The following is a 22,869-nucleotide window of genomic DNA, read 5'->3' on the forward strand; positions in this document are numbered from 1 at the left end:
TGATCCTGAATCTGCGCGACAGGCCATGGCAAAGCGTGGCGCGAGTGAAGAACGCAATGGCCGCGAGCCCGGCGTCGAACTGTCGCGCCGGCTCGCGAAGTGAACGAAGCCGGCTTGCGCGCACCGTGTTGAAGGCGCGGCAAGCCGGGGCGCCTGGCGAGGATCGCTAGGCATTTGCCTTCGTGACCGCGCGCGCGGCGAGCACCGGAATCAGATGCGCGCGATACGCGGCGCTCGCGTGCATGTCGTCGTTCAGCTCGTCTGGCGACACGCTCACTGCACGTGCCGCCTCGGGCGTGAAGTTCGTCGACAGCGCGCTTTCGAGCTCGGCCACGCGAAACACCGATGACGCCGCCCCCGTTACCGCGACGCGCACGCCGCTCGCGACCTTCGCGACGAACACGCCGACCAGCGCGAAGTGCGAGGCCGGATTGCGGAATTTCTCGTATGCGGCACGCTCGGGCACCGGAAACTCGACGGCGACGATCAGCTCGTCGGGCGCGAGCGCGGTCTCGTACATGCCGACGAAGAAGTCGGCCGAAGCGATGCGCCGCCGGTCCGTGACGATCGTCGCATCGAGGCCCATCGCCGCCGCCGGGTAGCACGCGGCCGGGTCGTTGTTCGCGAGCGAGCCGCCGATCGTGCCGAGCGCGCGCACCTGGCGATCGCCGATATTCGCGGCCAGCTCCGCGAGCGCGGGCAACACGCGCCGCACGTCCGCGTGTTCGGCAACGTCCGCGTGACAGACGGCTGCGCCGATCGTCACCGTGCTGGCGTCGACGGTGATCGTCCTGAGCGCGGGAATGCGCGTCACGTCGATCAGTTGCGACGGCTGCGCGAGACGCAGGCGCATCGTCGGCAGAAGGCTCTGGCCGCCGGCGAGGAACTTCGCGTCGCTGTCGGCGGTGAGGGCTGCGGCGGCCGCTTGCGGATCCGTCGCGCGTTGATACTCGAATGAATACATGTCGAATGCTCCGCTCAGGATCGTTGGGTCAGGCTTGCTTCGCCGCTTGAATCGCGGACCAGACGCGATGCGGCGTGGCCGGCATCTGCAGATTGGTCACGCCAAGCGGCGCGAGCGCGTCGATGATCGCGTTGATCACGGCCGGCGGTGAGCCGATCGCGCCCGCTTCGCCGCAGCCCTTGACGCCGAGCGGATTGTGCGTGCACGGCGTGCCCTTCGACGTTTCGACCGTGAAGTCGGGCAGGTCGGACGCATGCGGCATCGCGTAGTCCATGTAAGAGCCGGACAGCAACTGGCCGCTGTCGTTGTCGTACACGCAGCGCTCGAGCATCGCCTGGCCGATGCCTTGCCCGAGCCCGCCATGCACCTGACCTTCGACGATCATCGGATTGATCACGTTGCCAAAATCGTCGACCGCGGTGAACTGCTGGATGCGGGAGACGCCGGTGTCCGGATCGACTTCGATCTCGCAGATATACGCACCCGACGGATACGTGAAGTTGGTCGGATCGTAGAACGCGCTTTCTTCGAGCCCCGGTTCGAGCACGTCGAGCGGATAGTTGTGCGGCACGTACGCGGCGAGCGAGATCTCCGCGAACGCCTTGGTGCGGTCGGTGCCCGCGACGCGGAACACACCGTTCCTGAACTCGATGTCCTCAGCCGACGCTTCGAGCAGATGCGCGGCGATCTTCTTCGCCTTTGCTTCGATCTTGTCTAGCGCCTTCGAGATGGCCGAGCCGCCGACCGCGATCGAACGCGAACCATACGTGCCCATGCCGAACGCGATGCGGCCGGTGTCGCCGTGCACGATCTCGACGCTTTCGAGCGGAATGCCGAGGCGATCCGCGACGACTTGCGCGAAGGTCGTTTCATGCCCCTGGCCGTGACTGTGCGAGCCCGTGAACACGGTGACCGAGCCGGTCGGATGTACGCGGATCTGGCCGACTTCGAACAGGCCCGCGCGCGCGCCGAGCGCGCCCGCGATGTTCGACGGCGCGAGACCGCATGCCTCGATGTAGCACGAGTAGCCGAGGCCGCGGCGCTTGCCGTTCTTTTCGGATTCCTGCCGGCGTGCGGCGAAGCCCTCGACGTCCGCGAGCGTGAGCGCGCGCGCGAGGATCGCGTTGTAGTCGCCGGTGTCGTAGGTGAGGCCGACCGGCGTCGCGTACGGGAATTGGGTGATGAAATTGCGGCGGCGGATTTCCGCGGGGTCGAGTTTCATCTCGCGCGCAGCGGCTTCCACCAGGCGCTCGACGACGAACGTCGCTTCCGGCCGGCCCGCGCCGCGATACGCATCGACCGGAACGGTGTTGGTGAAGACGGCCTTCACTTCGGCGTAGATCGCGGGCGTCGCGTATTGCCCGGCGAGCAGCGTCGCGTACAGGATCGTCGGCACGCTCGACGCGAACGTCGACAGATACGCGCCCATGTTGGCGATCGTATGCACGCGCATGGCGAGGAACTTGCCGTTGGCGTCCAGCGCAAGCTCGGCTTTGGTCACGTGATCGCGGCCGTGCGCATCGGAAAGGAACGCCTCGGAGCGCTCGGCGGTCCATTTGACCGGCCGGCCGATCTTCTTCGACGCCCAGGTGAGCGCGACGTCTTCGGCGTACAGGAAGATCTTCGAGCCGAAGCCGCCGCCGACGTCCGGCGCGATCACCCGCAGCTTCGATTCCGGCAGCGACAGCACGAACGCGGCCATCAGCAGCCGCTCGACGTGCGGGTTCTGATTCGCGACGTACAGCGTGTAGCTCTCGTCCTGCGCCGAATAGTTCGCGTTGACCGCGCGCGGTTCGATCGCGTTCGGCACGAGGCGGTTGTTGACGATGTCGAGCGTGGTTACGTGTGCGGCTTTCGCGAACGCGGCGTCGGTCGCGGCCTTGTCGCCGTGGCCCCAGTTATAGCAGACGTTGTCGGGCACTTCGTCGTGCACGGCCGCTTGACCCGGGTCGGCCGCATGCGCGGTATCGACGACGGCCGGCAGTTCTTCGTAATCGACTTCGATCAGTTCGGCCGCATCTTTCGCCGCCTTGATCGATTCAGCGATCACGAGCGCGACCTGATCGCCCACGTGCCGTGCTTTCGTATGCGCGATCACCGGATGCGGCGGCTCGTTCATCGGCTTGCCGTCGGTGCTATGGATCAGCCAGCCGCACGGCAGTCCGCCGACGTTGTCGGCGGCGAGATCCGCGCCGGTGAAGATCGCGATCACGCCCGGCGACTGTTTGGCCGCGCTCGTGTCGATGCTTCTGATCTTCGCGTGCGCGTGCGGTGAGCGCAGGAACACCGCGTAGGTTTGCTGCGGCAGCACGATGTCGTCGGTGTACTGGCCTTTGCCGGTCAGGAAGCGATAGTCTTCCTTGCGTTCGACGGCGGCGCCAATCAGGCTCTGTGTATCGGGTGCGTTCATCGACGGCTCCTCAGGCGGCGGTGGCGCCGGCGGCATTCGCGCCGGCAGATGCGCTCGATGCGGCGGACTTCATACCCGCGGCGCCTTCGAGCACGGCCTTGACGATGTTGTGATAGCCCGTACAGCGGCACAGGTTGCCGTCGAGCTGCTCGCGCACCTCGTCGCCGGTCAGATCGGGTTGACGCTGCACCAGCGACACCGCGTTCATCACCATGCCCGGCGTGCAGAAGCCGCATTGCAGACCGTGGCAGTGTTTGAACGCGGCCTGCATCGGATGCAGCGCGCCGTTGTGCGCGAGCCCTTCGATGGTCGTGACTTCCGCGCCATCGGCTTGCACGGCGAGGATGTTGCAGGACTTGATCGCGCGGCCGTTCAGATGCACGGTGCAGGCGCCGCATTGCGCCGTATCGCAGCCGACATGGGTGCCGGTCAGACGGAGTTGATCGCGCAGGAACTGGACAAGCAGGGTGCCAGGGTCGACTGAGGCGCTCACGGGCGCGCCATTGACCGTCAGACTGATGCTGATCGCCATGAAGCTGTCTCCTATATTGATCGGAGCGAGCGCTTCGGCGTATCGATCCCTGCCTCGGCGCAGACCACGATCCCATGCAAGATAGTTGCTGTGGGTGAGACCGGACCTGTGATTGTTATTGCCCCTGCTTTGCTTCGACTGCGTGCTGACTTCGATTCGCCAAGTCCGATGAGGGTGCTACGGGTTTTACAAATCTGCCGAAAAGTAAAGCACAAATCGCGCGGGCGCGCTATGAGGGGAAGTGTGTTCGGCGCGCGCGAGCGCACGAAGAGAACACGGCGGCCACGGAATGGGACGCCGCAAAGACAAGCGCCCCGTCTGCGGAGCATGACGGGGCGCATCGATAGATCAGCGGAAAGCGAGGCCACGCTCGCGAGCATTCAGCTCATTGGCGTGGCTTCATCGGAACGGCGCTTTACTTTGCCAGTTTCGAATGACGGCGCGAGTAGCCGAAATAGATAACCATGCCGATCAGCAGCCAGATCACGAACGCGCCCCACGTGATGCCTTGCAGGTTCAGCATCAGGAACAGGCACGATACGACCGCGAGCACCGGCACGACCGGCACGCCAGGGCAACGGAACGCGCGCGGCAGCTCTGGGTGCGTCTTGCGCAGCACGAGCACCGCGATCGATACCATCGAGAACGCCGCGAGCGTGCCGATATTGATCAGCTCAGCCAACACATTGAGCGGCACCAACGCACCGACCAGGCCGAAGAAGATGCCGACGAGCCACGTCGTGAAGAACGGCGTCGCGAAACGCGGATGCACTTTCGACAGCTTCGCGGGCAGCAGGCCGTCGCGCGACATCGCGAAGATCACCCGCGTCTGACCGTAGGCCATCACGAGAATCACGGTCAGCATGCCGAGCACGGCGCCGAGGTCGATGAAGCCGGCGACCCAGTTCTGCCCCGCGAGTTGCAGCGCGTACGACACCGGGTGCGAAATGCCCATGAACTTCCCGGACGGCACGATGCCGGTGACGACCGCGGCCACGGCCACATACAGCACCGCGCACACGCCGAGCGACGCGATGATGCCGATCGGGAGGTCGCGCTTCGGATTCTTCACTTCTTCGGCCGCCGACGACACCGAGTCGAAGCCGATGAACGCGAAGAACATCACCGCGGCCGCGCCGAACACGCCGCTCCAGCCGTGAGGCATGAACGGGTGCCAGTTGGCCGGCGTGACGTGAAACACGCCGACGCCGATCACGAGCAGCACGACGACGACCTTGATCGCAACCATGATGTTGTTGATTCGCGCGGATTCGCGCACGCCGAGCGACAGCAGCGTGGTGATCGCCATCATCACGAGGAAGGCGGGCAGGTTGAACAGCGTTTCGTGTCCGGGCACGGCGCCGGGGGCTGCGCTCAGCGCCATCGGCAGCGATACGCCGAAGCCCGACAGCAACGACTGCAGATAGCCGGACCAGCCGACCGACACCGCCGAGGTCGCGAGCCCGTACTCGAGCATCAGGTCCCAGCCGATGATCCACGCGGCCAGTTCGCCGAGCGTCGCATACGAGTACGTGTAGATCGAACCGGCGACCGGAATCGTCGATGCGAATTCAGCGTAGGCGAGCGCGGCGAAGCCGCAGGCGATCGCCGCGATCAGGAACGAGATCATCAGCGCGGGACCGGCCTGTAAGGCGCCCGTGCCGGTCAGCACGAAGATGCCGGTGCCGATGATGGCGCCGACGCCGAGGAAAGTCAGGTCGAGCGCGCCCAGCGCCTTTTTCAGGCCGGCGGTCTGAGCGCTCGCCGCAAGCATGTGCTCGACGCTCTTTTTGCGAAACAGGGACATTGGCGTGGGTCTCCAGTGGTGCACGCGTGTTGCGCGCCGAATGTCGGGAAAACCCGCGATTCTAGCGGATGCGTGTCGCCGGGCTGGTTCGCGCGCGGCGCTTTCTGGGCCAAGGCGATGGGCGGAAACTCCCGCCAGGAGGTGATTTCGAGGAGGTCTTGCGGTGCCGGAAGCGGGGCGGCGGTGAAGCTATTTACTGAATAGTCAATTGATGAGGATGGAATCTCTCCGATTGCGCCGGCGCCACGATCGGACGACTGCGGCGCAACGCCGCAGGCACGGCTGGCGGCGCCTGCTGGGCTAGCCCGCCATCGCGGGATTCAGATCGACCAGGCGGTTACTCATTACATAAAAGGTCAGCTCGGCGTTGTTGCGCAGCTTCATCTTGTCGAGCAGCCGCGTGCGGTACACGCTGACGGTCTTCACCGACAGCGACAGCGCGGCCGCGATATCGGTGAGACGTTTGCCTGACGCGAGCATGCACAGCGTCTGGTACTCCCGATCGGACAGCTTTTCGTGCGGCAACTGCTCGCCGTCGAACGACACGTAGTCGGCGAGCGCCTCGGCCATCTCGGGGCTCACGTACTTGCGGCCCGCCGCGACCTGCTGGATCGCGCCGATCATCTGCGCGGCATCGACCGTCTTCGACAGATAGCCGGACGCGCCGGCTTTGAGCGCGCGCACCGCGTACTGGTCCTCGCGGTACATCGAGAACATCAGCACCGCGACGCGCGGCGCCTTGCGCTTCAGACGCTTGAGCACCTCGACGCCATTCATGTCGGGCAGCGAAATGTCGAGCAGCACGACGTCGAAGCTCTGGTGGACGACCAGGTCGAGCGCTTCGGAGCCGCTTTGCGCCTCGGCGACCTCGCGCGCGACGCCGCGATCGAGTAGCAGATGGCGAACGCCCTGGCGGACCACCGCGTGATCTTCGACGATCAGGATGCGCAGGCTCATGGTCGCGGGCTCACGATTGCAGCGCGCGCCGGGCGGCGCGCGGCGTTGGGGCGGCCGCGAGCAGCGCGTGCCACGCGAAGCGGGCCTGGATCAGGGTGCCGCGCGGGGTGATGGCGCCGTTGCTGCCAGTGCCGCTGTCCTCGCCACGACCGACGCTCGTGCGCCTCGCGCTGATTCGCAGCGTGCCGTCGAATGCGGCGCAGCGCGCCTGCATGCCGGCGAGGCCGAAATGACCGCCGGTTTTTTTCTGGCCACCGCGTTCGCGCGCGCCGCGCGGCAGGCCGATGCCATCGTCGCTGACGAGGAGCCTCAGATGACGCGCACCGGTTTCGACGCACAGGTCGGCGCAGGTCGCGCGCGCGTGCTTCGCGACGTTGTTCAGCGCTTCCTGCGCTACGCGGAACACGGCGAGCGCGGCATCGGCGGGTAGGCGCGCGAGCCGCGCGTCGCCGCTGCAGGTGAAGGTGGTGCGCAAGCCGGTGCGCATGGAGAAGTCGCGGGCCCAGCACTGCAGCGCGCCGGCGAGGCCTGTCTCGAACGACGGCGCGTGCAGTTGCGCGATGGCGTCGCGATTTGCCGCTTGCACGGCGTCGAGCGAACGATTCGCGACCGCGAGCGCGGCCGCGCATTGCGTCGGCGCGTCGGCGGGCAGCCAGGTTTCGATGCCGGCGAGCGCGAAGCGCGTCGCAGTCAGCTCGGCGCCGACGCCGTCGTGCAGCTCGCGCGCGACGTGACGGCGCACGCTTTCCTGCGCGTCGACCAATTCGGCCGACAGCTCGCGTACCCGCGCGCGCAGCCGCTCGATCTCGCGCGCGGCGAGCGATGGCATGTCGAAGCCATCACGCTGCGCGGACGAAGCCAGCGCAGCGTTGAACGGGACGGCAGTCGACGTATCCATGAATTTCCCTCTCAGGAGGCGGAGTGGACGGCGAAGCGGGCACGCGCAGACGGAATCAAAGCCCGCGAATCACGAGGTTTCGCGTCGGACGAAACACGATGGCCCAACGTAACGAAATTTACATTCAGTAACAACTCTGGTGGACGACAATCGGTGCATGAATTCGTCTGATCTCGCGGCGCGATGATATCTCAAAAAGATTAAAAAAGCAGTCCCACCAAGGCTTAGCGCAGAGTCTTCAGAGATTACATGATGTTTACCGCGGACTCGTGCTGTCAGGGGAATTCTGACAGCGAAGGTGACGCAACGCGCTCCAATTTGTAACGGAGCAACAAAAAAAGGAGCCCGGAGGCTCCTTTTTTGGAATTCGCGGCGCGCGGGCCGCGAAGAAGAATGCCGGTCGGCTTAGCCGACGAAGGCCTTTTCGACCACGTAATGGCCCGGCTCGTTGTTGCTGCCTTCCTTGAAGCCCGCGTCTTCGAGCAGCTTGCGCGTGTCGCGCAGCATGTGCGGGCTTCCGCACAGCATGACGCGGTCGTCCTCGAGCGAGAAACCCGGCACGCCGAGGTCGGCGAACAGCTTTTCGGTTTCGATCAGCTCGGTGATGCGGCCGCGGTTCTGGAACGCTTCGCGCGTGACGGTCGGGTAGTACAGCAGCTTTTCCTGTACGAACTCGCCGAGGTGTTCATGCGCCGGCAGGTGCTCGGTGATGTATTCCTTGTACGCGAGTTCGTCGACGAAACGGCAGGTATGCGTGAGGACCACGCGCTCGTAGCGGTCGTAAATGTCCGGATCCTTGATGATCGACATGAACGGCGCGAGGCCCGTGCCGGTGGACAACAGCCACAGCGTCTTGCCCGGCAGCAGGTTGTCGGCCACCAGCGTGCCGACCGGCTTCTTGCCGATCAGCACTTCGTCGCCGACCTTCAGGTGCTGCAGTCGCGATGTGAGCGGGCCGTCCTGTACCTTGATGCTGAGGAATTCGAGATGTTCTTCGTAGTTCGCACTGGCGAGGCTGTATGCGCGCAGCAGCGGCTTGCCCTCGACCTGCAGGCCCACCATCGTGAACTGGCCGTTTTCGAAACGGAACGACGGATCGCGCGTGCAGGTGAAGCTGAAAAGCGTATCGGTCCAGTGATGGACGCTCAGGACGGTTTGTGAATTCAGGTTGCTCATGGCTTCTTGGATAGTGCGAAAACAAAGGCGGCCAGTCGTCTGAGCCGGCCGGCACGGCAAGGGGCGATGCTGCGCTGACCCGTGGTCGGGACTCCCGCGCAATCCGTCATTTTACCGTGCCCGCCGGGGCGGGGCCGCGGCGCGGCGGTCGAGCGTGGTAAAGCGGGTTGCCAAACCGGGAAGCGGCGGCGCCGGCTTGCTGGCGCCGCGAAGTACGTTGGCGTGAGTGTACGTTAGTGCGGCCGTGCTTCAGCGGGGTACGGCGATTCGGCGAACGCCGCGAAGGGCGGCTGCCATTGGTTGCCCGGCAGGCGCGAAAGCGACGCGCCGCAAGGGCAACATTGTCAGGATGATACCGAAAGGCGGCGTGCGCTGCAGCATTGACCCTGCTGATAAAACTGGCAAGTGGGGAGGAACCCTGCCGGCGCCATCGAGATCGCCTCGCTTTCGACTATCGTTTGCGCGCCGCGATTTTTTGGGGAATACGCCCGACGTTGCCTCGTTTACGCAGGACGCGAGTCGCGCGAAGCCAGGCAGTGCGGTGGGTGCGCGACTCGTTTTGGCGGCTGCGGCCGCCCATGCGAGTAGGAGGTGTCAAATGGAGGCTTCTCGTGCGATATCTGCATCCGGTTCATACACTGGCTTCGACGGGTTGGTGATACGGGCACGCGCATCGCGCCGCGTGCGTCGCGCGCCCGACCCGAAACGTCCCAGCGAAATCGTCGAGTTCACCGTCGACGGACAATTCGTCGCTCAAATGTCGGTCGACCCTGCGCCGGGCTCCGCGTTCGGCCTCGCGTTCGGCCTCGCACTCGGCCTCGATAGCAAGCGCCACTTGCAGTTCACCGCGGTAGACGACGCCACGAATACGGCGACCGTCTGGACGTTGCGCACCGACAGTCAACAAGGAAACCGGGACGACGATCGGGGACGTCGTGACGCGTCGGGGACGCGTCACGGTCACACGGTTTCGCGGCGAGTCTATCGGTACACAGAGATGGGTCGGGGGCGGCGATTGTGGCGGCAAGCCTCGGCCAAGTAAGGAAATTCTGTCCGATGGAATTGATGACGCCAATTCGCAGGTGCCGCTTGCTCACACCGCCGGCACCCGCTTTGTTCCGCGCTGTTTCAACACGCGCGCCTGCAGCACGATCACGAGTAGCAGGAACACGCCGCGAATCACCGATTGCCAGTACGCGGACAGACTGATGAACCCGAGCCCGTTCTCGAAGTTCAGCAGATTGAACACGAGCCCGAGCAGCAGCACGCCGGCAATCGTCATCGCGACTGAACCCTCGCGCCCGCGGCGACGCTCAGATTCGCGGAACGGCACCAGGTTGATCTCCCGGTAGATCGTGCTGATGCCCGCTTCGCGCGCCTGCTTGGGCGTGCGGAAATCGAGCATCGTCGTGACGAGCTGCAGCTTGTCCATCTCGGCCATCGTGCTTTGCACGACCGTCTGGCCGTCGCGCATCACGGTCACGCGATCGCACAGCGCGTACAGCTCGTCGAGCCGGTGCGAGACGAAAATCACCGCGCGGCCGTCGTCGCGCAGCTTGCGCACGACGGTGAACAGCAGTTCGACTTCGCGCTCGTCGCGCGACGACGTCGATTCGTCCATGATCACCATCTTCGCGTCCGACGACACCGCGCGCGCAAGCGCCACCATTTGCCGCGATGTCTTCCTCCAGTAACCGGTGACGGTTTATTTGCTTTTCGTGCTGCTCGGGATTGCCTCTGTCCAGCCGGGGGGCCGACGTTGGTTCGCCGGCGAACGCGCGATTGGCTATGACCCACCGCCGCGCTGTCTTCCCGACCTGACGTGCCGATTATTCCACTCAAAATTATTATCTGTCAATCACTAATAATATTAATTGTCGCCGGTTTTGCCTCGGTAATTACCCGGACCGAGGTGCGTTCCACCAGCGGTCCGTCGAGCTTGACCGTGCGATGGCGCACCGGCGCGCCGGCTGCGCGGTTGTGCTCTTCCTGCAGCAGCGTTTCGACGGCCCAGCGGCCGAGTTCGTAGTTGGGCAGCACCACCGTCGACAGCGGCGGATGCGTGTGGCGCGCGATTTCCTGGTCGTCGTAGCCGAGCACCGACACGTCCTCGGGCACGCGCAGGCCGAGCTGCTTGAGCGCCTCGATCGCGCCGATCGCGGTCAGGTCGTTGGCGCAGAAGATCGCGGTGGGCGGATTGGCCTCGCGCATCAGCGACAGCGTCAGCTCGAAGCCGAGGCCGGGGCTCCAGTCGCCGTCGCGCACGAGTTCGGCCGCGAAAGGCAGATCGGCGGTCGCGAGCGCGGTGCGGTAGCCCTTCAGGCGGTCTTTCGCGGCGTCCTGCCACGGCTCGCCGTTGATGTAGCCGATGCGCCGGTGGCCGGCCTGCAGCAGGTACTCGGTCGCCAGATGGCCGCCCGCGACCTCGGCTGGCACCACGGACGAGAACGTGCTGTCGCCGGTGTAGCAGTTCAGCAGCACGGTCGGCACCTGCGACAGCGCGCTCGGCGGCGCGACCTTGCGCGTGTAGACGGTCGCGTAGATCACACCGAACACGTGCGGATTGGTGAGGACCGTGTCGAGTACCTGTTTTTCGATGTCGGCGTTGCCGTGCGTCGAGTAGACCGCGAGCATCTTGCCGCTCGCGTACGCGGCGTCGCGCGCGCCGTCGATGTTGACGACCGGGTGCGGGCTCGTCGAGATCTCGTCGGCCAGATAGACGATCAGGTTGCGCTCGTCGCCCGATGCCGCTACGGGCGCGCGCAGCGACAGCCGGTAGCCGAGGTCGTGCGCGGCCTTCAGCACCTTGTTGCGGGTCGCATCGGAGAATTTCGCGCCGGCCGCGTTGTTGAGCACGAGCGAGACGGTGGATTGCGACACGCCGGTGAGCTTGGCGATGTCGGTCATGGTGGGACGGCGTTGAGTCGATTTTTTCATCGTGCGGGCCGTGCGGAGGCGGCGCTGAAGCGGGGGAATGCCAGCGGCATCATGCTGCTGACGGTACCACTAATAATATGCGCGCGGCAACGCGCGCTAACCCGCCATTTGGGAACGGAGCGTACGGTCAGTTACCGGCCATTTTTGAATCAATTTATTACTAATAATATTGACTAATGGTGCGGTGTCGTGCGATTCTCGCTCGGGGCGGACTGAGGTGGTCCGCCGGCCGCGGGGGTGCGCGGCACGTCAAAGGAGATATGAATGCACGTTGATGCCGCTTTCCGCTCGCGGTTTCGCCTCGTCTGACCATGCGCGACGTTTCCCTGAATCCTGCCCGGCCGCGCGAGGCACATGACGTGACTCGATCGGCGACTCGACGCTCATGGCTCGACGATCCCGTGATCGCCGCGCGCCTCGTCACGTTGTCGGCCGGTGCGTTGCGAGCGGTGCTCGCGCCGGACGTTGGCGGCGCACTCGCGGCGTTCTACGAAGTCACGCCGGAAGGTCCGTTGCACTGGCTGCGGCCGGCGCTGCCGGAAGCGTTCGAAGCGCGCGATCCGCTGCGCATGGCGAGCTTTCCGCTGTTCCCATACTGCAACCGGATTCGCGATGCGCGCTTCGCGTTCGACGGCGCGACGATCGATCTCGCCGGCAACGACCCGCGTTTCGCCCACGCGCTGCATGGCAACGCGTGGCGGCATCCGTGGCGCGTCGGCGCGCGCAGCGAAAGCGCGGTGGACTTGCACTTCGAGCACGAACCGGATGCGAGCGTGACTGGCGACTGGCCGTTTCGCTATCGCGCGCGGCAGCGTATCGAGTTGCGCGGTGGCGCGCTCCACATCACGATGTCCGCGCGGAATCTCGCCGGCCGGCCGATGCCGTTCGGCATGGGCCATCATCCGTACTATCCGCGCACCGCGTCGACGCGCATCCATGCCGATGTGCAGGCGATGTGGCACGCGGACACCGACGTGCTGCCGACGCATCTCGGCCCGCATCCCGCCGTCGACGCCTTGCGCGCGGGCATGTCGCCCGATGCGTTCGATCTCGACAACAACTTTTCAAACTGGTCGCGCGTGGCGACGATCGCGTGGCCCGACGAGCGCCGCAATCTGACGATGCGTGCCGACGCGCCGTTCGATCACCTGGTCGTGTTCGCGCCGGTCAATGATCCGCAGCTATGCGTGGAACCGGTCACGAATACGACCGATTGCTTCAACGCGGTGGGTACACAAGAACACGTCGGTGGCTGCGTATTGCAGCCGGGGGAGGAGATCGAAGCGGCGTTGAGCTGGACGCCGCATCGCGAGTGAGGCGGGACGCGCGTTCCGTTGGCGAAAGCTCAACCAGCAGAAGCGCTCACTCCAGCCGCAACTTCGCCATATACGGCAAATGATCGGACAGCCACGCGGTCTCCTGCGTCGGCTGGATCCATTCGACCGGCTGCATGTCGCGCACGAACATCTTGTCGAGCGACAGCGCCGGCGAGAACGCCGGGAACGTGCGCGCCGGTTCGCCGAGCAGCGTCGCGACTTCCTGCAAGCCATGCTCGCGAAAGAGCGGCACCGAATCGTTGCGCCAATCGTTGAAATCGCCGGCCAGCACGAGCGGACCGTCGGGGGCTTCCTTCGCGATCCAGTGCGCGATCCAGTCCATCTGCCGCAACCGCGCCGGACGCGTCAGCGCGAGATGCGCACAGAGCAACGTGACGAGTCGTCCGCCGAAGGTCGCACGCGCGACCAGCAGGCCGCGCTTTTCGAAGCGGTGCGCGGAGATGTCCCAGCGGCCGCCGAGATCGAGCGGATGCGGCGACAGGATCGCATTGCCGTGCCGCCATGACGGCTTGAACACGTTCGGGCCGAGCGCGACTTCGAGTTCGAGCGCGCGCGCGATTTCGGTTGCCTGACAGTGCCATACGTCGGTCAGTGGATCGCCCATCGGCGTGCCGAAACTGCTCGCCAATACCGGCGACGGCATACGCCGCGCCATCGCTTCCTGCAGGAAGTACGCGTCCGCGTGGGTCGATTGAACCCAGCGCTGCATCGCCTGCCAGGCCTGAAAACCGAGCGGTGTGCGGCCCTTGTGCAGGTTCCAGCTCACCGCGACGAAATCGTTCGGCGCGAGGCTCTCGCGGATCAGTTCTTCTGGGTTTCGCATGCCGCGTTATCCACGTGTTCTGTTTGAGCGCGTCGGTAAGGCGCGCGGTTCCTGTCAGTTCGGATTGCTGCTGCCGGTCGCGGCGCCATTGCCGCTCATGCCGCCGTTCGTGCCGTTGCCGTTCGCACCGTTGCTCACGACGTTCGCATGCACGCGGTACACGAGGTTCGGATTGTGATCGACGATCGTCCAGCTCGCCCATTGATCCGGCGGCACCACGAGACCCGGGTGGCTCGCGCTCACCTGGCGCGGCTGCGGCGGCAGCTTGCAGCCGATGTCGGTGCGCCGCGCATTGTCGTCCTCGAGCGTTTCCTGCGTGTCGATCGAAAACATCACGCCCTCGGGATCGACGCGCAGCGGCGACACCGTGATCGTGCGTGACAGATCGATGCTGCCGGCCGGCTGGTCCTTGCAGCCGACCTCGTGTTGCACGACCTGGTGATGCGTATCCGTGCGCGCCTGGCCGACGGTCGTGGTGCCGTCGAACGAATCGATCTGCTGGCCATCTTTCACCACCTGCAGCTGCCATTGCACGACCTGCTGCGCTGGCTGTTGTTGCGCGTGGGCGAGCAACGAAGCGCCAAGCAGCATGGCCACGATACTGGTTTTCCACATAAAAAGGATCTCCGCTTACGCGTCGCTTGCGTGGGTGCCTCGTCGCAATTAGAGAGCCATCTTACCCCCGATGGCCGCAACGATTTCTGACACGGTCGACGAGGGCCGGTTCAGCAACACTCCATTCCAGATGAGGATGGGATGCCAGCGATCGTTAGCAGCAGAGCCACATGACTGCTGGCTTGCACGCGTTTGTGTCCTCGCTACACTGGACTCGAACCGGCGCTCACAAGGCGCCGCCGCTGCAGAATCAGCCAGACGGGGTGAGCGATGACGACAGCAATGGTCAAACAGGAAATCGCCGTGGCCTCGTTCAGCCGGGTGTATGACCTCGACGAGGTCGAAAGCGCGCTGAACGGTCTCGGCGAGGGCGCGAACGAGGCGCTGCGCGCGACCTACGAAAAGATGCTGAAGACCGGCAATCTGCGATTCTGCGTGAAGCCGAACCGGATGCCGTCGATCGACGATCTGATCGGCGCGCTGCCCAATTTTTCCGCACCGCTCGACGACATCCGCAAGCAGGTCGCGCTGTGCCTCGAAACCGAGGACCGGCTCGAACTGATGCCGATCCTGTTGCTCGGCGAGCCCGGCATCGGCAAGACGCATTTCGCGAAGCAGCTCGCGCGCCTGCTCGGCACCGCGTACCAATACGTCGCGATGAGTTCGCTGACGGCGGGCTGGATTCTGTCGGGCGCGTCGTCGCAATGGAAGAACGCGAAGCCGGGCAAGGTGTTCGATGCACTCGTGAACGGCAGCTATGCGAACCCGGTGATCGCCGTCGACGAAATCGACAAGGCGAGCGGCGATTCGCAATACGATCCGCTCGGCGCGTTGTACGCGCTACTCGAACACGACACCGCCCAGAGCTTCATCGACGAGTTCGCCGAGATACCGATCAACGCGGGCAACGTGATCTGGATCGCGACCGCCAACGACGAACGCGCGATCCCCGAGCCGATCCTGAACCGCATGAACGTCTACGAGATCTCGCCGCCGGACCACGCCGGCGCGCGACGCATCGCGCAGTCGATCTACGACGAGATCCGCGGCGCGCACAACTGGGGCCTGCGCTTTCCGGGGACGCTTGGCGAAGCGACGCTCGATGCGCTGAAGCGGGCGTCGCCGCGCGAGATGCGCCGCGCGATCCTGAACGGCTTCGGCGCGGCGCGCATCGCAGGACGCGACCAGATCGAGCCCGCCGATATCCGCCTCGATTACGGAAACCGGCGAAAACCGATCGGTTTTTGAGGTTTTCGGTCGGTTTTTTGCACCCAAACCCGGCTTCTCTGGAATTTGGGGAGCTGTCTCGGCAAATTTGGACAGCCTGCGTGGTGAATGCCGCGGCAATTATTGCTATTTTCGATGTGGAGCGCAGAATCGAGCGCAGCTTGCGCCGCCATCGCGTGGTCGGCGCGCACGAACGTTTGTCACTTCTGTCTGTACCGAGTCGTACAATTTTCCGTGGCAGTGATAAAAAGACATAAGCAGACCAGCGGACAGATGCGTTCGACAACAAACGGAACGCGGCGGCGAGGTGCCGTACTTGTCTTCCTTCCATCGGCTGAACGAGGCAGCGCGCGGCCCAATGCGCCGCGTCAACGGATATGGATCAGATCGAATGTGTAGTGATCGGCGCCGGCGTGATCGGCCTCGCGACGGCGCGCGCGCTGGCGGCGCGCGGGCGCGAGGTGATCGTGCTGGAGGCCGCCGACGCCATCGGCGTGGGCACGAGTTCACGCAACAGCGAAGTGATTCACGCGGGCATCTACTATCCGCGCGGATCGCTGAAGGCCACGCTGTGCGTGCGCGGCCGCGAAATGCTGTATGACTATTGCGCCGAGCGCAACGTGCCGCATTCGCGCTGCGGCAAGCTGCTCGTCGCCACGTCGCGCAACCAGATTCCGCAGCTCGAAAGCATCATGGCCAAAGGGCGCGACAACGGCGTGCTCGACCTGATGCGCGTCACCGGCGATCAGGCGCAGGCGCTCGAACCGGCGCTCGAATGCGTGGAGGCGGTGTTTTCGCCGCAAACGGGGATCGTCGATAGTCATCAGTACATGCTCGCGCTGCAAGGCGATGCCGAGCGCGACGGCGCCGTGTACGCGTTCCATGCGCCGGTCGAGGCGATCGAGGCTCACAACGGCCGTTTCACCATCGCGGTCGGCGGTGCGGCGCCCACCACGATCAGCGCTGCCTGCGTGATCAACAGCGCGGGTCTGCATGCGAACGCACTCGCGCGCAAGATTCGCGGACTCGACTCGCGCCACGTGCCGCCGCTCTACCTGGCGCGCGGCAATTACTTCAGCATTTCGGGGCGCGCGCCGTTCAGCCGCCTGATCTATCCGATGCCGAACGAAGCCGGCCTCGGCGTGCATCTGACGCTCGACCTGGGCGGCCAGGTGCGCTTCGGCCCCGACGTCGAATGGGTCGATGCGATCAATTACGACGTCGATCCGCGTCGCGCGGAGTCGTTTTATGCGGCGATTCGCGCGTACTGGCCGGCCTTGCCCGATGGCGCGTTGCAGCCGGCGTACGCCGGTATTCGTCCGAAGTTGTCCGGCCCGGGCGAGCCCGCCGCGGACTTCATGATCCAGGGGCCGGCCGCGCATGGCGTGCGCGGGCTCGTCAATCTGTTCGGCATCGAGTCGCCGGGGTTGACGGCATCGCTTGCGATTGCGCAGCGGGTCTGCGAGCTGAGCGGGCGGCCTTGAGGCTGCGTTTGGACCGTACCGATCCGCTTATCTTTAGAGCGTGTTAGGCACTTTTCATAATCGGTGCAGCATGAACGAGCATAAGCATGGCGAAGACGACGAAGTGCAGGCCTGCCAGGGTTTCGGGCAGGCGCTCGTAGTCGCGTGCCAACCGCCGGAAGCGGTTGAGCCAGCCGAAACTGCGCTCGACCACCCAGCGGCGGGGCAGCAGCACGAAGCCCTTCTTCGCCTCAGGCAGCTTGATGACCTGCAGTTCAATGCCTTCATCACGTGCGGCCTGTGCAGCAGTGTCGCCCGTATAGCCCTGGTCAGCAAACGCAAGTTTCACCGTCTGACCGGTGACGTGCTGAACCTGACGCGCAAGCTCGGCCACCTGCGCGCGCTCCTGCTCGTTGGCCGGCGTAATGTGCACCGCGAGCAGCATCCCCAGCGTGTCGACAGCCATGTGAACCTTGCTGCCCCGCTTGCGCTTGTAACCGTCGTAGCCCGCACGCGGCCCGCTTTCACACGTGGACTGCAATGTGCGTCCATCCAGAATGACCGCACTGGGCTGGCCCTGACGCTGTTGCGCCACGCGCAGCACCGAGCGCAAATCGTTGACCATCGCCTCGAAACAACCCGCGTTCAGCCAGCGCTGCGTTTGCTGGTAGACCATTTCCCACGGCGGAAAGTTGGTCGGCAGCATGCGCCACGATGCACCCGCGCGCGCCATCCAGCGAAGCGCGTTGAACATTTCGCGCAGTTCGTATCGGCGCTGCGGTGCATCTTCGTTCATCAAGGTCAGATACGGAGCGGCGAAGCTCCATTCCTCGTCCGAAACATCTGTCGGGTATGGCTTGCGTTCTATCATCCCGCCAGGTTACCAGGTCTGACAGAAAGTGCCTAACACGCTCTAGCATTTGGAATATCACGGGCGACGGCTACGTTGCTATGCTTGGCGAACGCTGTCATCAGAACGGCGTTGATTCCCATATAAATGGAGTGAGTCCCCATGAGTTCTTCCCGTCGTACGTTTTTGATCGCCAGCATCGGTGTGGCATCGACGTTCGCGCTGTCGCGCCAGGCGTTCGCCGACGCGCCGAAAGTCTCCGAAACCGATCCGACCGCGCAGGCGCTTGGCTACAAGGCGGACGCGAGCAAGGTCGACAAGGCGAAATTCGCCAAATACACGCCTGGCGAGCAATGCAGCAACTGCAGCTTCTTCCAGGGCAAGGCGGGCGATGCCTACGGCCTCTGCCCGATGTTCGCGGGCAAGCAGGTCGCGGCCACGGGATGGTGCAGCGCCTATAACAAGAAGGCCTGATCAAGCCTGCGCGGCGCAAGCCGGGCCGGTTTTTCAAAGCTTCATTGCAGCGGGCCGCTGGACTATTAGCGGCGCGCATTCATCAATGGTGGCCGCCTGTCGAACCACGGCCGTGCCGCCTCGAGTTGCGCGGCGAGTCTGAACAGAGTCGCCTCGCCGCCGGTACGCGCCGCGAACTGCACGCCGATCGGCAGCCCGCGCGCATTCCAGTACAAAGGCACCGACATCGCCGGCTGGCCGCTCAGGTTGAACAGCTCCGTGCATCCGGCCCACGCGAACGCCTTGTTCGACGCTTCGAACAGCAGTTTCTTCATCAATCGTTCTAGCGGTATCGTAGTGACCGCGCGCATCTGCATGCGCTCGACCGAGCTTGGTCGCATCTCGCCGATCTTGATCGGCGCGGACGCGAGCGTCGCGCACAACAGCACGTCGTAGCGGTTCAGCAGGTCGGTCAGACGCGCAGTGATGCGGCGCTGTTCGTCGAGCGCGGCCGGCAAGCCCTGCTCGCCGAGCTTGCGGCCGACGTGCGCCATCGCCCATGTCGAAATTTCGAACTCGCCGCGCGTTGGCTTGTGGCCGGTGATGCGCTCCGCGTTCAGCACGAGGTCCTCGGCGGTCACCGACCACAGTGTCAGGAACGCATGACGGACCGCCGCGAAATCGACGCCGAGCGACACCGGCTCCAGACGATGGCCGAGTGAGCTCGCGAGTTGCGCGGCGTCGTCGAGCGCGGCGCGCGCATCGGCCGATAACGACGGCGCGAGCATCGGCTCGGTCACGTAGGCGATCGTCAGCGGCTTGCACGGCTCGCGCGTCGCGCCGAGAAAGGTGCCGGGCGCGCCGCTCGGCCGCTCGGCGTTGCCGGCCAGCAGATCGAGCAGCAACGCGCTGTCGCGCACGCTGCGCGACACGGCGTGATCGATGCCGAGTTCGCCGGCGCTGGCCTGCGCCGCGCGCGGCACGCGACCGCGCGAGGGTTTCAGGCCGAACAGTCCGCAGCACGACGCCGGAATCCGGATCGAGCCGCCGCCGTCCGACGCATGCGCGAGCGGTACGATGCCGGCAGCGACCGCCGCCGCCGCGCCGCCGCTCGAACCGCCCGGCGTGTGATCGATATTCCACGGATTACGGCACGCGCCAAATAGTTCGGGCTCCGTATAAGGCATCTGGCCGAGCTCGGACGTGCTGGTCTTCGCGAAGATATTCAAACCCGCCGCTTTCGCGAGCGCGACGACCGGCGCATCCTGAGTCGGAATGAAGTGCCGGTAGTGTCGGCTGCCCATTGCCATGGGCAGTCCCGCAACGGGCGCGCCGAGATCCTTGATCAGGAACGGCACGCCGGCGAGCGCGGCGGAGTTGTCCGTTCCGTTCGCGCCGTCGACGGTATTCGCGCGATTCGCGTCTTCGCGCGACGCACGTTGGCGGGCCGCATCGTAGTCCTTCAGAACGACCGCGTTGATCGCGGGATTGACGGCCTCGGTGCGCGAGATCGCGACGTCGATCAATTCGCGCGCGCTGACCTGGCGCGTGCGCACGAGTTCGGCGAGGCCGATGGCGTCATGAGCGAGATAGTCTGATTGCACGTCGGTTGAGCCCTCGCGGTCGGTTGGCATGCTGCGTCGAATTCGTGGCCGGCCATGCACGCGCGACTGGGGCGTTTCGCTCGGCATCGCGTTGCCCCGCTCGGGCGCCGCACATGTGAAAAGACGGCGTGTCGGCCGACACGCCGTCTTGCACAGAGTACCCGAGTTGAGCGCCGACGTGACTCATGTGAATTCGAGTGCGCACTTCAAATGCGCGAGCGTGCGATCACATGCGCAACGCGGCGGTTCGACTGAATGCCGGAATCGCGGATTACATCCGCTCGCCGAGGAACGTCAGCGTGCGGCCATGCGCCAATGCCGACGCGTGCTGGTTGTACGACGCACGCTCCGAGCAGTTGAAACCGTGATCGGCGTTCGGGTAGATGTTGAATTGCACGTCGGCGCGACCCGCGAAGCGCTCCTGAATCTGGCCGATGTCCGACGGCAGAATATGCGCGTCGAGCTCGCCGTAGTGGAACTGCATCGGCACCTTGATGTTCGCGGCCTTGTCGAGATGGTTATGGATGCCGCCGCCGTAGTAGGCGACAGCGGCGTCGACCGAACCGGCCGCCGCGGCCAGATAGGCGAGACGGCCGCCGAAGCAGTAGCCGATCGCCGCGATCTTCCCGGTCACTTCCGGCAGCGCGCGCAAGGCGGCCGCGGCGGCGCCGAGGTCGGCGACCGCGTCGTCGACGTTGGTTTTCTGCATCAGCTCGATGCCCTTTTCGCGATCCTTGCCGTCATACGTCAATTCGACGCGCGGCTGCACGCGCCAGAACACGTCCGGGGCGAGCGCGACATAGCCGTCCTGCGCGTACTGATCCGCGACCGAGCGGATATGGCCGTTCACCCCGAAGATTTCCTGAATGATGATGACGGCCGGTCCCTTGCCGCCCTTCGGCAGCGCGAGGTAGCCGCCGAAACTGTCGTTGCCGGCGGGGATGTCGATCCATCGGGAAGTCGTGCTCATGCTGTTCTCCATTGACTCGCGCGACCGCCGCGCGAGGTCGGTGTGTACGAAACGCTCAAGGCCACGAGGCCCTGCAACGGGCGGTTAGTTTGCCATCAAAAGAATCGCCTTGCAGGGAGGCGGGACGGGGCCTCGCGGGTGATGCGAAGTGCTTCGATTCTCGTCAGGCGATTGAAACGATCTCGATAATTCATTTCTCCGCGATGCCGCGTGTCGGTAAAGTCAGCGCGTGATGGCTCGCGCGTGTCAGCGCATCTCGCGAACATGTTGGCGAGCGCATGAATCAGCACATCGACGGCTTTGCGCCGGAAGGAAACGAACATGAATGAAGGCAGTTTCGTGACGCCGTTCGCCGAGCACTTCCAGATGCGGGTACCCGTCGTGCAGGCGCCGATGGCCGGCGGCGCGACGACGCCGGCGCTCGTCGCGGCGGTATCCAATGCGGGCGGACTTGGTTTTCTCGCGGGGGCGGCGCTCGCACCCGAGAAGATCGCGAGCGAGGTCGCGGCGATTCGCGCGCTGACCGATCGCCCGTTCGGCGTGAATCTGTTCGTGCTCGATCCGGTCTCGCCCGATGAAGCCACCGTGTGCCGCGCGCTCGACGCAATCGATCCGCTGCGAGCCGATCTCGGCTTGCCGCCGGGACAGCCGCTCGCACGCTATGCGCCTGACTTTCGCGCGCAACTGGAAACGCTGATCGAATTGCGGGTGCCGGTCGCCGGCTTTACGTTCGGACTGCTAGCAGCGGACGACGTCGAGCGTTTGCACGCGAGCGGCAGCTATGTAGTTGGGACTGCGACGCATGTTGAAGAAGGCATCGCTTGGCGCGATGCGGGCGCCGATGCCGTCGCCGCGCAAGGCGCGGAGGCGGGCGCGCATCGCGGCACGTTCATCGGCGCATTCGAAGATGCGCTGGTCGGCACGATGGCGCTCGTGCCGCAACTGGTCGACGCGACCGGGCTGCCGGTGCTCGCGGCCGGCGGCATCATGGACGGTCGCGGCATCGTCGCGGCACTCGCGCTCGGTGCGCAAGCCGCGGTGATGGGCACCGCGTTTCTGACCACCCGCGAGAGCGCGATCCCCGAGGTATGGAAAACCCGCGTGCGCGGCATGTCAGATACCTCGACCACGGTGACGCGCGCGATCACGGGCCGCCACGCGCGCGGCATCCGCAATCCGTTGATACAACGTTTGCGCGAATCGGCGGACAGCATCGCGCCGTATCCGGTGCAAAACGCGTTGACGCAGGAGCTGCGGCAAAACGCGGCGCGTGCGCAGAACGGCGACTACCTGTCGTTGTGGGCGGGGCAGGGTGCGCCGCTTGGCCACACGCGCGCCGAAGCAATCGGCGCGATCGAACTGATGGCGCAGCTCGAGCAGGAATGGCAGGCGGCCTCCGTGCGAATCGCCGCGTTCTTGCGTTGATTGCATGGCCGATTTAAGGCTGATTCAAGTTTTTTACCGCACTCACAATCCTGTGCGGCACGCCACATTTTTGAGTTGAAAAACCCTTCGAATCATATGTGACAGAAGCCGGAAAATGGCTAAATCCGCGCCCGCGGAGAAACTTCCTAATTAGCGGAAACCCGCATGGGCTGGGGCTTTCCGGTCCGCTCGCCCAAGCCACGAGCGGTTCGCCCGGGAACTGCGCTATTAGTGTTGTTCCCACTTTCTCAAAAAATTCCCCCAAATTAATTTGATGGCCTACACTTGCGCGCAAGTACGGTTTGCCAACTGTCACAAACAGTCCGGTAAACGTACTGGCCAAGTGCATGAACGATGCAACCGGCGTGGTCGTCCACGGGACTGAGCGACACGAGTAGGGGAAGCGGGGCACAGGGCGATT

19 protein-coding genes and 3 pseudogenes are annotated in these 22,869 nt (G+C 64.8%); 6 read left to right on the forward strand and 16 right to left on the reverse strand.

Annotated elements, in window-relative coordinates; all coding sequences use genetic code 11:
- Positions 1-166: 166 nt before the first annotated feature.
- From OKW26_RS34690 to OKW26_RS34720, 7 genes are all read right to left on the reverse strand, one after another.
- On the reverse strand, positions 167-964 hold the full coding sequence (locus OKW26_RS34690; RefSeq protein WP_429347269.1) for an FAD binding domain-containing protein: 798 nt from the start codon (positions 962-964) through the stop codon (positions 167-169).
- A 28-nt stretch (positions 965-992) separates the two neighbouring features.
- Positions 993-3,374, reverse strand: coding sequence for a xanthine dehydrogenase family protein molybdopterin-binding subunit (locus OKW26_RS34695; protein ID WP_429356434.1), 2,382 nt, complete (start codon positions 3,372-3,374; stop codon positions 993-995).
- Positions 3,375-3,384: 10 nt separating this feature from the next.
- Positions 3,385-3,906 (reverse strand): (2Fe-2S)-binding protein, encoded by a 522-nt coding sequence (locus OKW26_RS34700; protein WP_184025999.1) that lies wholly within the window; start codon positions 3,904-3,906, stop codon positions 3,385-3,387.
- 415 nt (positions 3,907-4,321) lie between these two features.
- A complete protein-coding gene (locus OKW26_RS34705; RefSeq protein ID WP_429356435.1) occupies positions 4,322-5,713 on the reverse strand; it encodes an amino acid permease in 1,392 nt (463 codons plus the stop codon).
- 300 nt (positions 5,714-6,013) lie between these two features.
- Complete coding sequence (gene rqpR, locus OKW26_RS34710; protein WP_090802643.1) at positions 6,014-6,670, reverse strand: response regulator transcription factor RqpR; 657 nt, start codon at positions 6,668-6,670, stop codon at positions 6,014-6,016.
- Positions 6,671-6,680: 10 nt separating this feature from the next.
- Entirely contained in the window at positions 6,681-7,568 is an 888-nt protein-coding gene (locus OKW26_RS34715; RefSeq protein ID WP_429356436.1) for a sensor histidine kinase, read from the reverse strand.
- Between the two features lie 405 nt (positions 7,569-7,973).
- Positions 7,974-8,744: a ferredoxin--NADP reductase gene (locus OKW26_RS34720; RefSeq protein WP_018419136.1), complete on the reverse strand. Its 771-nt coding sequence runs from the start codon at positions 8,742-8,744 to the stop codon at positions 7,974-7,976.
- 694 nt (positions 8,745-9,438) lie between these two features.
- Here OKW26_RS34720 and OKW26_RS34725 point away from each other — a divergent pair.
- Positions 9,439-9,636, forward strand: a pseudogene (locus OKW26_RS34725) (hypothetical protein); the annotation flags it as partial.
- A 201-nt stretch (positions 9,637-9,837) separates the two neighbouring features.
- Here OKW26_RS34725 and OKW26_RS34730 read toward each other — a convergent pair.
- The 3 genes and pseudogenes from OKW26_RS34730 to OKW26_RS34740 all read right to left on the reverse strand — a co-directional run.
- Positions 9,838-10,047 (reverse strand): annotated as a pseudogene (locus tag OKW26_RS34730) (ABC transporter permease); the annotation flags it as partial.
- A gap of 96 nt (positions 10,048-10,143) precedes the next feature.
- Positions 10,144-10,413: pseudogene (locus OKW26_RS34735) on the reverse strand (sugar ABC transporter ATP-binding protein); the annotation flags it as partial.
- A 185-nt stretch (positions 10,414-10,598) separates the two neighbouring features.
- A complete protein-coding gene (locus tag OKW26_RS34740; RefSeq protein ID WP_429357155.1) occupies positions 10,599-11,651 on the reverse strand; it encodes a LacI family DNA-binding transcriptional regulator in 1,053 nt (350 codons plus the stop codon).
- 341 nt (positions 11,652-11,992) lie between these two features.
- Here OKW26_RS34740 and OKW26_RS34745 point away from each other — a divergent pair, with 341 nt between their 5' ends.
- Positions 11,993-12,997, forward strand: coding sequence for an aldose 1-epimerase (locus tag OKW26_RS34745; protein ID WP_429356437.1), 1,005 nt, complete (start codon positions 11,993-11,995; stop codon positions 12,995-12,997).
- A 46-nt stretch (positions 12,998-13,043) separates the two neighbouring features.
- On the opposite strand, the gene OKW26_RS34750 is transcribed toward OKW26_RS34745, so the two are convergent.
- Both OKW26_RS34750 and OKW26_RS34755 read right to left on the reverse strand, forming a co-directional pair.
- A complete protein-coding gene (locus tag OKW26_RS34750; RefSeq protein WP_184060845.1) occupies positions 13,044-13,841 on the reverse strand; it encodes an endonuclease/exonuclease/phosphatase family protein in 798 nt (265 codons plus the stop codon).
- Between the two features lie 54 nt (positions 13,842-13,895).
- Positions 13,896-14,456, reverse strand: coding sequence for a hypothetical protein (locus tag OKW26_RS34755; RefSeq protein WP_090802651.1), 561 nt, complete (start codon positions 14,454-14,456; stop codon positions 13,896-13,898).
- A 270-nt stretch (positions 14,457-14,726) separates the two neighbouring features.
- On the opposite strand from OKW26_RS34755, the gene OKW26_RS34760 reads away from it, so the two are divergent.
- Together OKW26_RS34760 and OKW26_RS34765 are read left to right on the forward strand one after the other, a co-directional pair.
- A complete protein-coding gene (locus tag OKW26_RS34760) occupies positions 14,727-15,704 on the forward strand; it encodes an AAA family ATPase (protein WP_184060843.1) in 978 nt (325 codons plus the stop codon).
- Between the two features lie 356 nt (positions 15,705-16,060).
- Complete coding sequence (locus OKW26_RS34765; protein WP_429356438.1) at positions 16,061-17,167, forward strand: NAD(P)/FAD-dependent oxidoreductase; 1,107 nt, start codon at positions 16,061-16,063, stop codon at positions 17,165-17,167.
- Positions 17,168-17,210: 43 nt separating this feature from the next.
- Here OKW26_RS34765 and OKW26_RS34770 read toward each other — a convergent pair whose 3' ends face one another.
- On the reverse strand, positions 17,211-18,014 hold the full coding sequence (locus OKW26_RS34770; RefSeq protein WP_143037180.1) for an IS5 family transposase: 804 nt from the start codon (positions 18,012-18,014) through the stop codon (positions 17,211-17,213).
- Between the two features lie 144 nt (positions 18,015-18,158).
- Between OKW26_RS34770 and OKW26_RS34775 the strand changes: the two genes are divergently transcribed.
- Positions 18,159-18,470 (forward strand): high-potential iron-sulfur protein, encoded by a 312-nt coding sequence (locus OKW26_RS34775; RefSeq protein ID WP_184060839.1) that lies wholly within the window; start codon positions 18,159-18,161, stop codon positions 18,468-18,470.
- A 65-nt stretch (positions 18,471-18,535) separates the two neighbouring features.
- Here the strand turns inward: OKW26_RS34775 and OKW26_RS34780 are convergent, their stop codons facing one another.
- From OKW26_RS34780 to OKW26_RS34790, 3 genes are all read right to left on the reverse strand, one after another.
- Positions 18,536-20,083, reverse strand: a complete 1,548-nt coding sequence (locus tag OKW26_RS34780) for an amidase (protein ID WP_429356439.1) — start codon at positions 20,081-20,083, stop codon at positions 18,536-18,538.
- A gap of 241 nt (positions 20,084-20,324) precedes the next feature.
- Complete coding sequence (locus OKW26_RS34785; protein ID WP_429356440.1) at positions 20,325-21,023, reverse strand: dienelactone hydrolase family protein; 699 nt, start codon at positions 21,021-21,023, stop codon at positions 20,325-20,327.
- A 95-nt stretch (positions 21,024-21,118) separates the two neighbouring features.
- The gene (locus OKW26_RS34790; protein WP_429356441.1) at positions 21,119-21,346 is read right to left on the reverse strand and encodes a hypothetical protein; all 228 of its coding nucleotides are present in this window, start codon (positions 21,344-21,346) and stop codon (positions 21,119-21,121) included.
- Between OKW26_RS34790 and OKW26_RS34795 the strand changes: the two genes are divergently transcribed.
- Entirely contained in the window at positions 21,345-22,448 is a 1,104-nt protein-coding gene (locus OKW26_RS34795) for an NAD(P)H-dependent flavin oxidoreductase (protein WP_429356442.1), read from the forward strand. The two genes, OKW26_RS34790 and OKW26_RS34795, sit on opposite strands and share 2 nt — an antisense overlap.
- Positions 22,449-22,869 lie beyond the last annotated feature (421 nt).

Source organism: Paraburkholderia sp. 32 (genome assembly GCF_050435345.1).
GTDB lineage: Bacteria > Pseudomonadota > Gammaproteobacteria > Burkholderiales > Burkholderiaceae > Paraburkholderia > Paraburkholderia tuberum.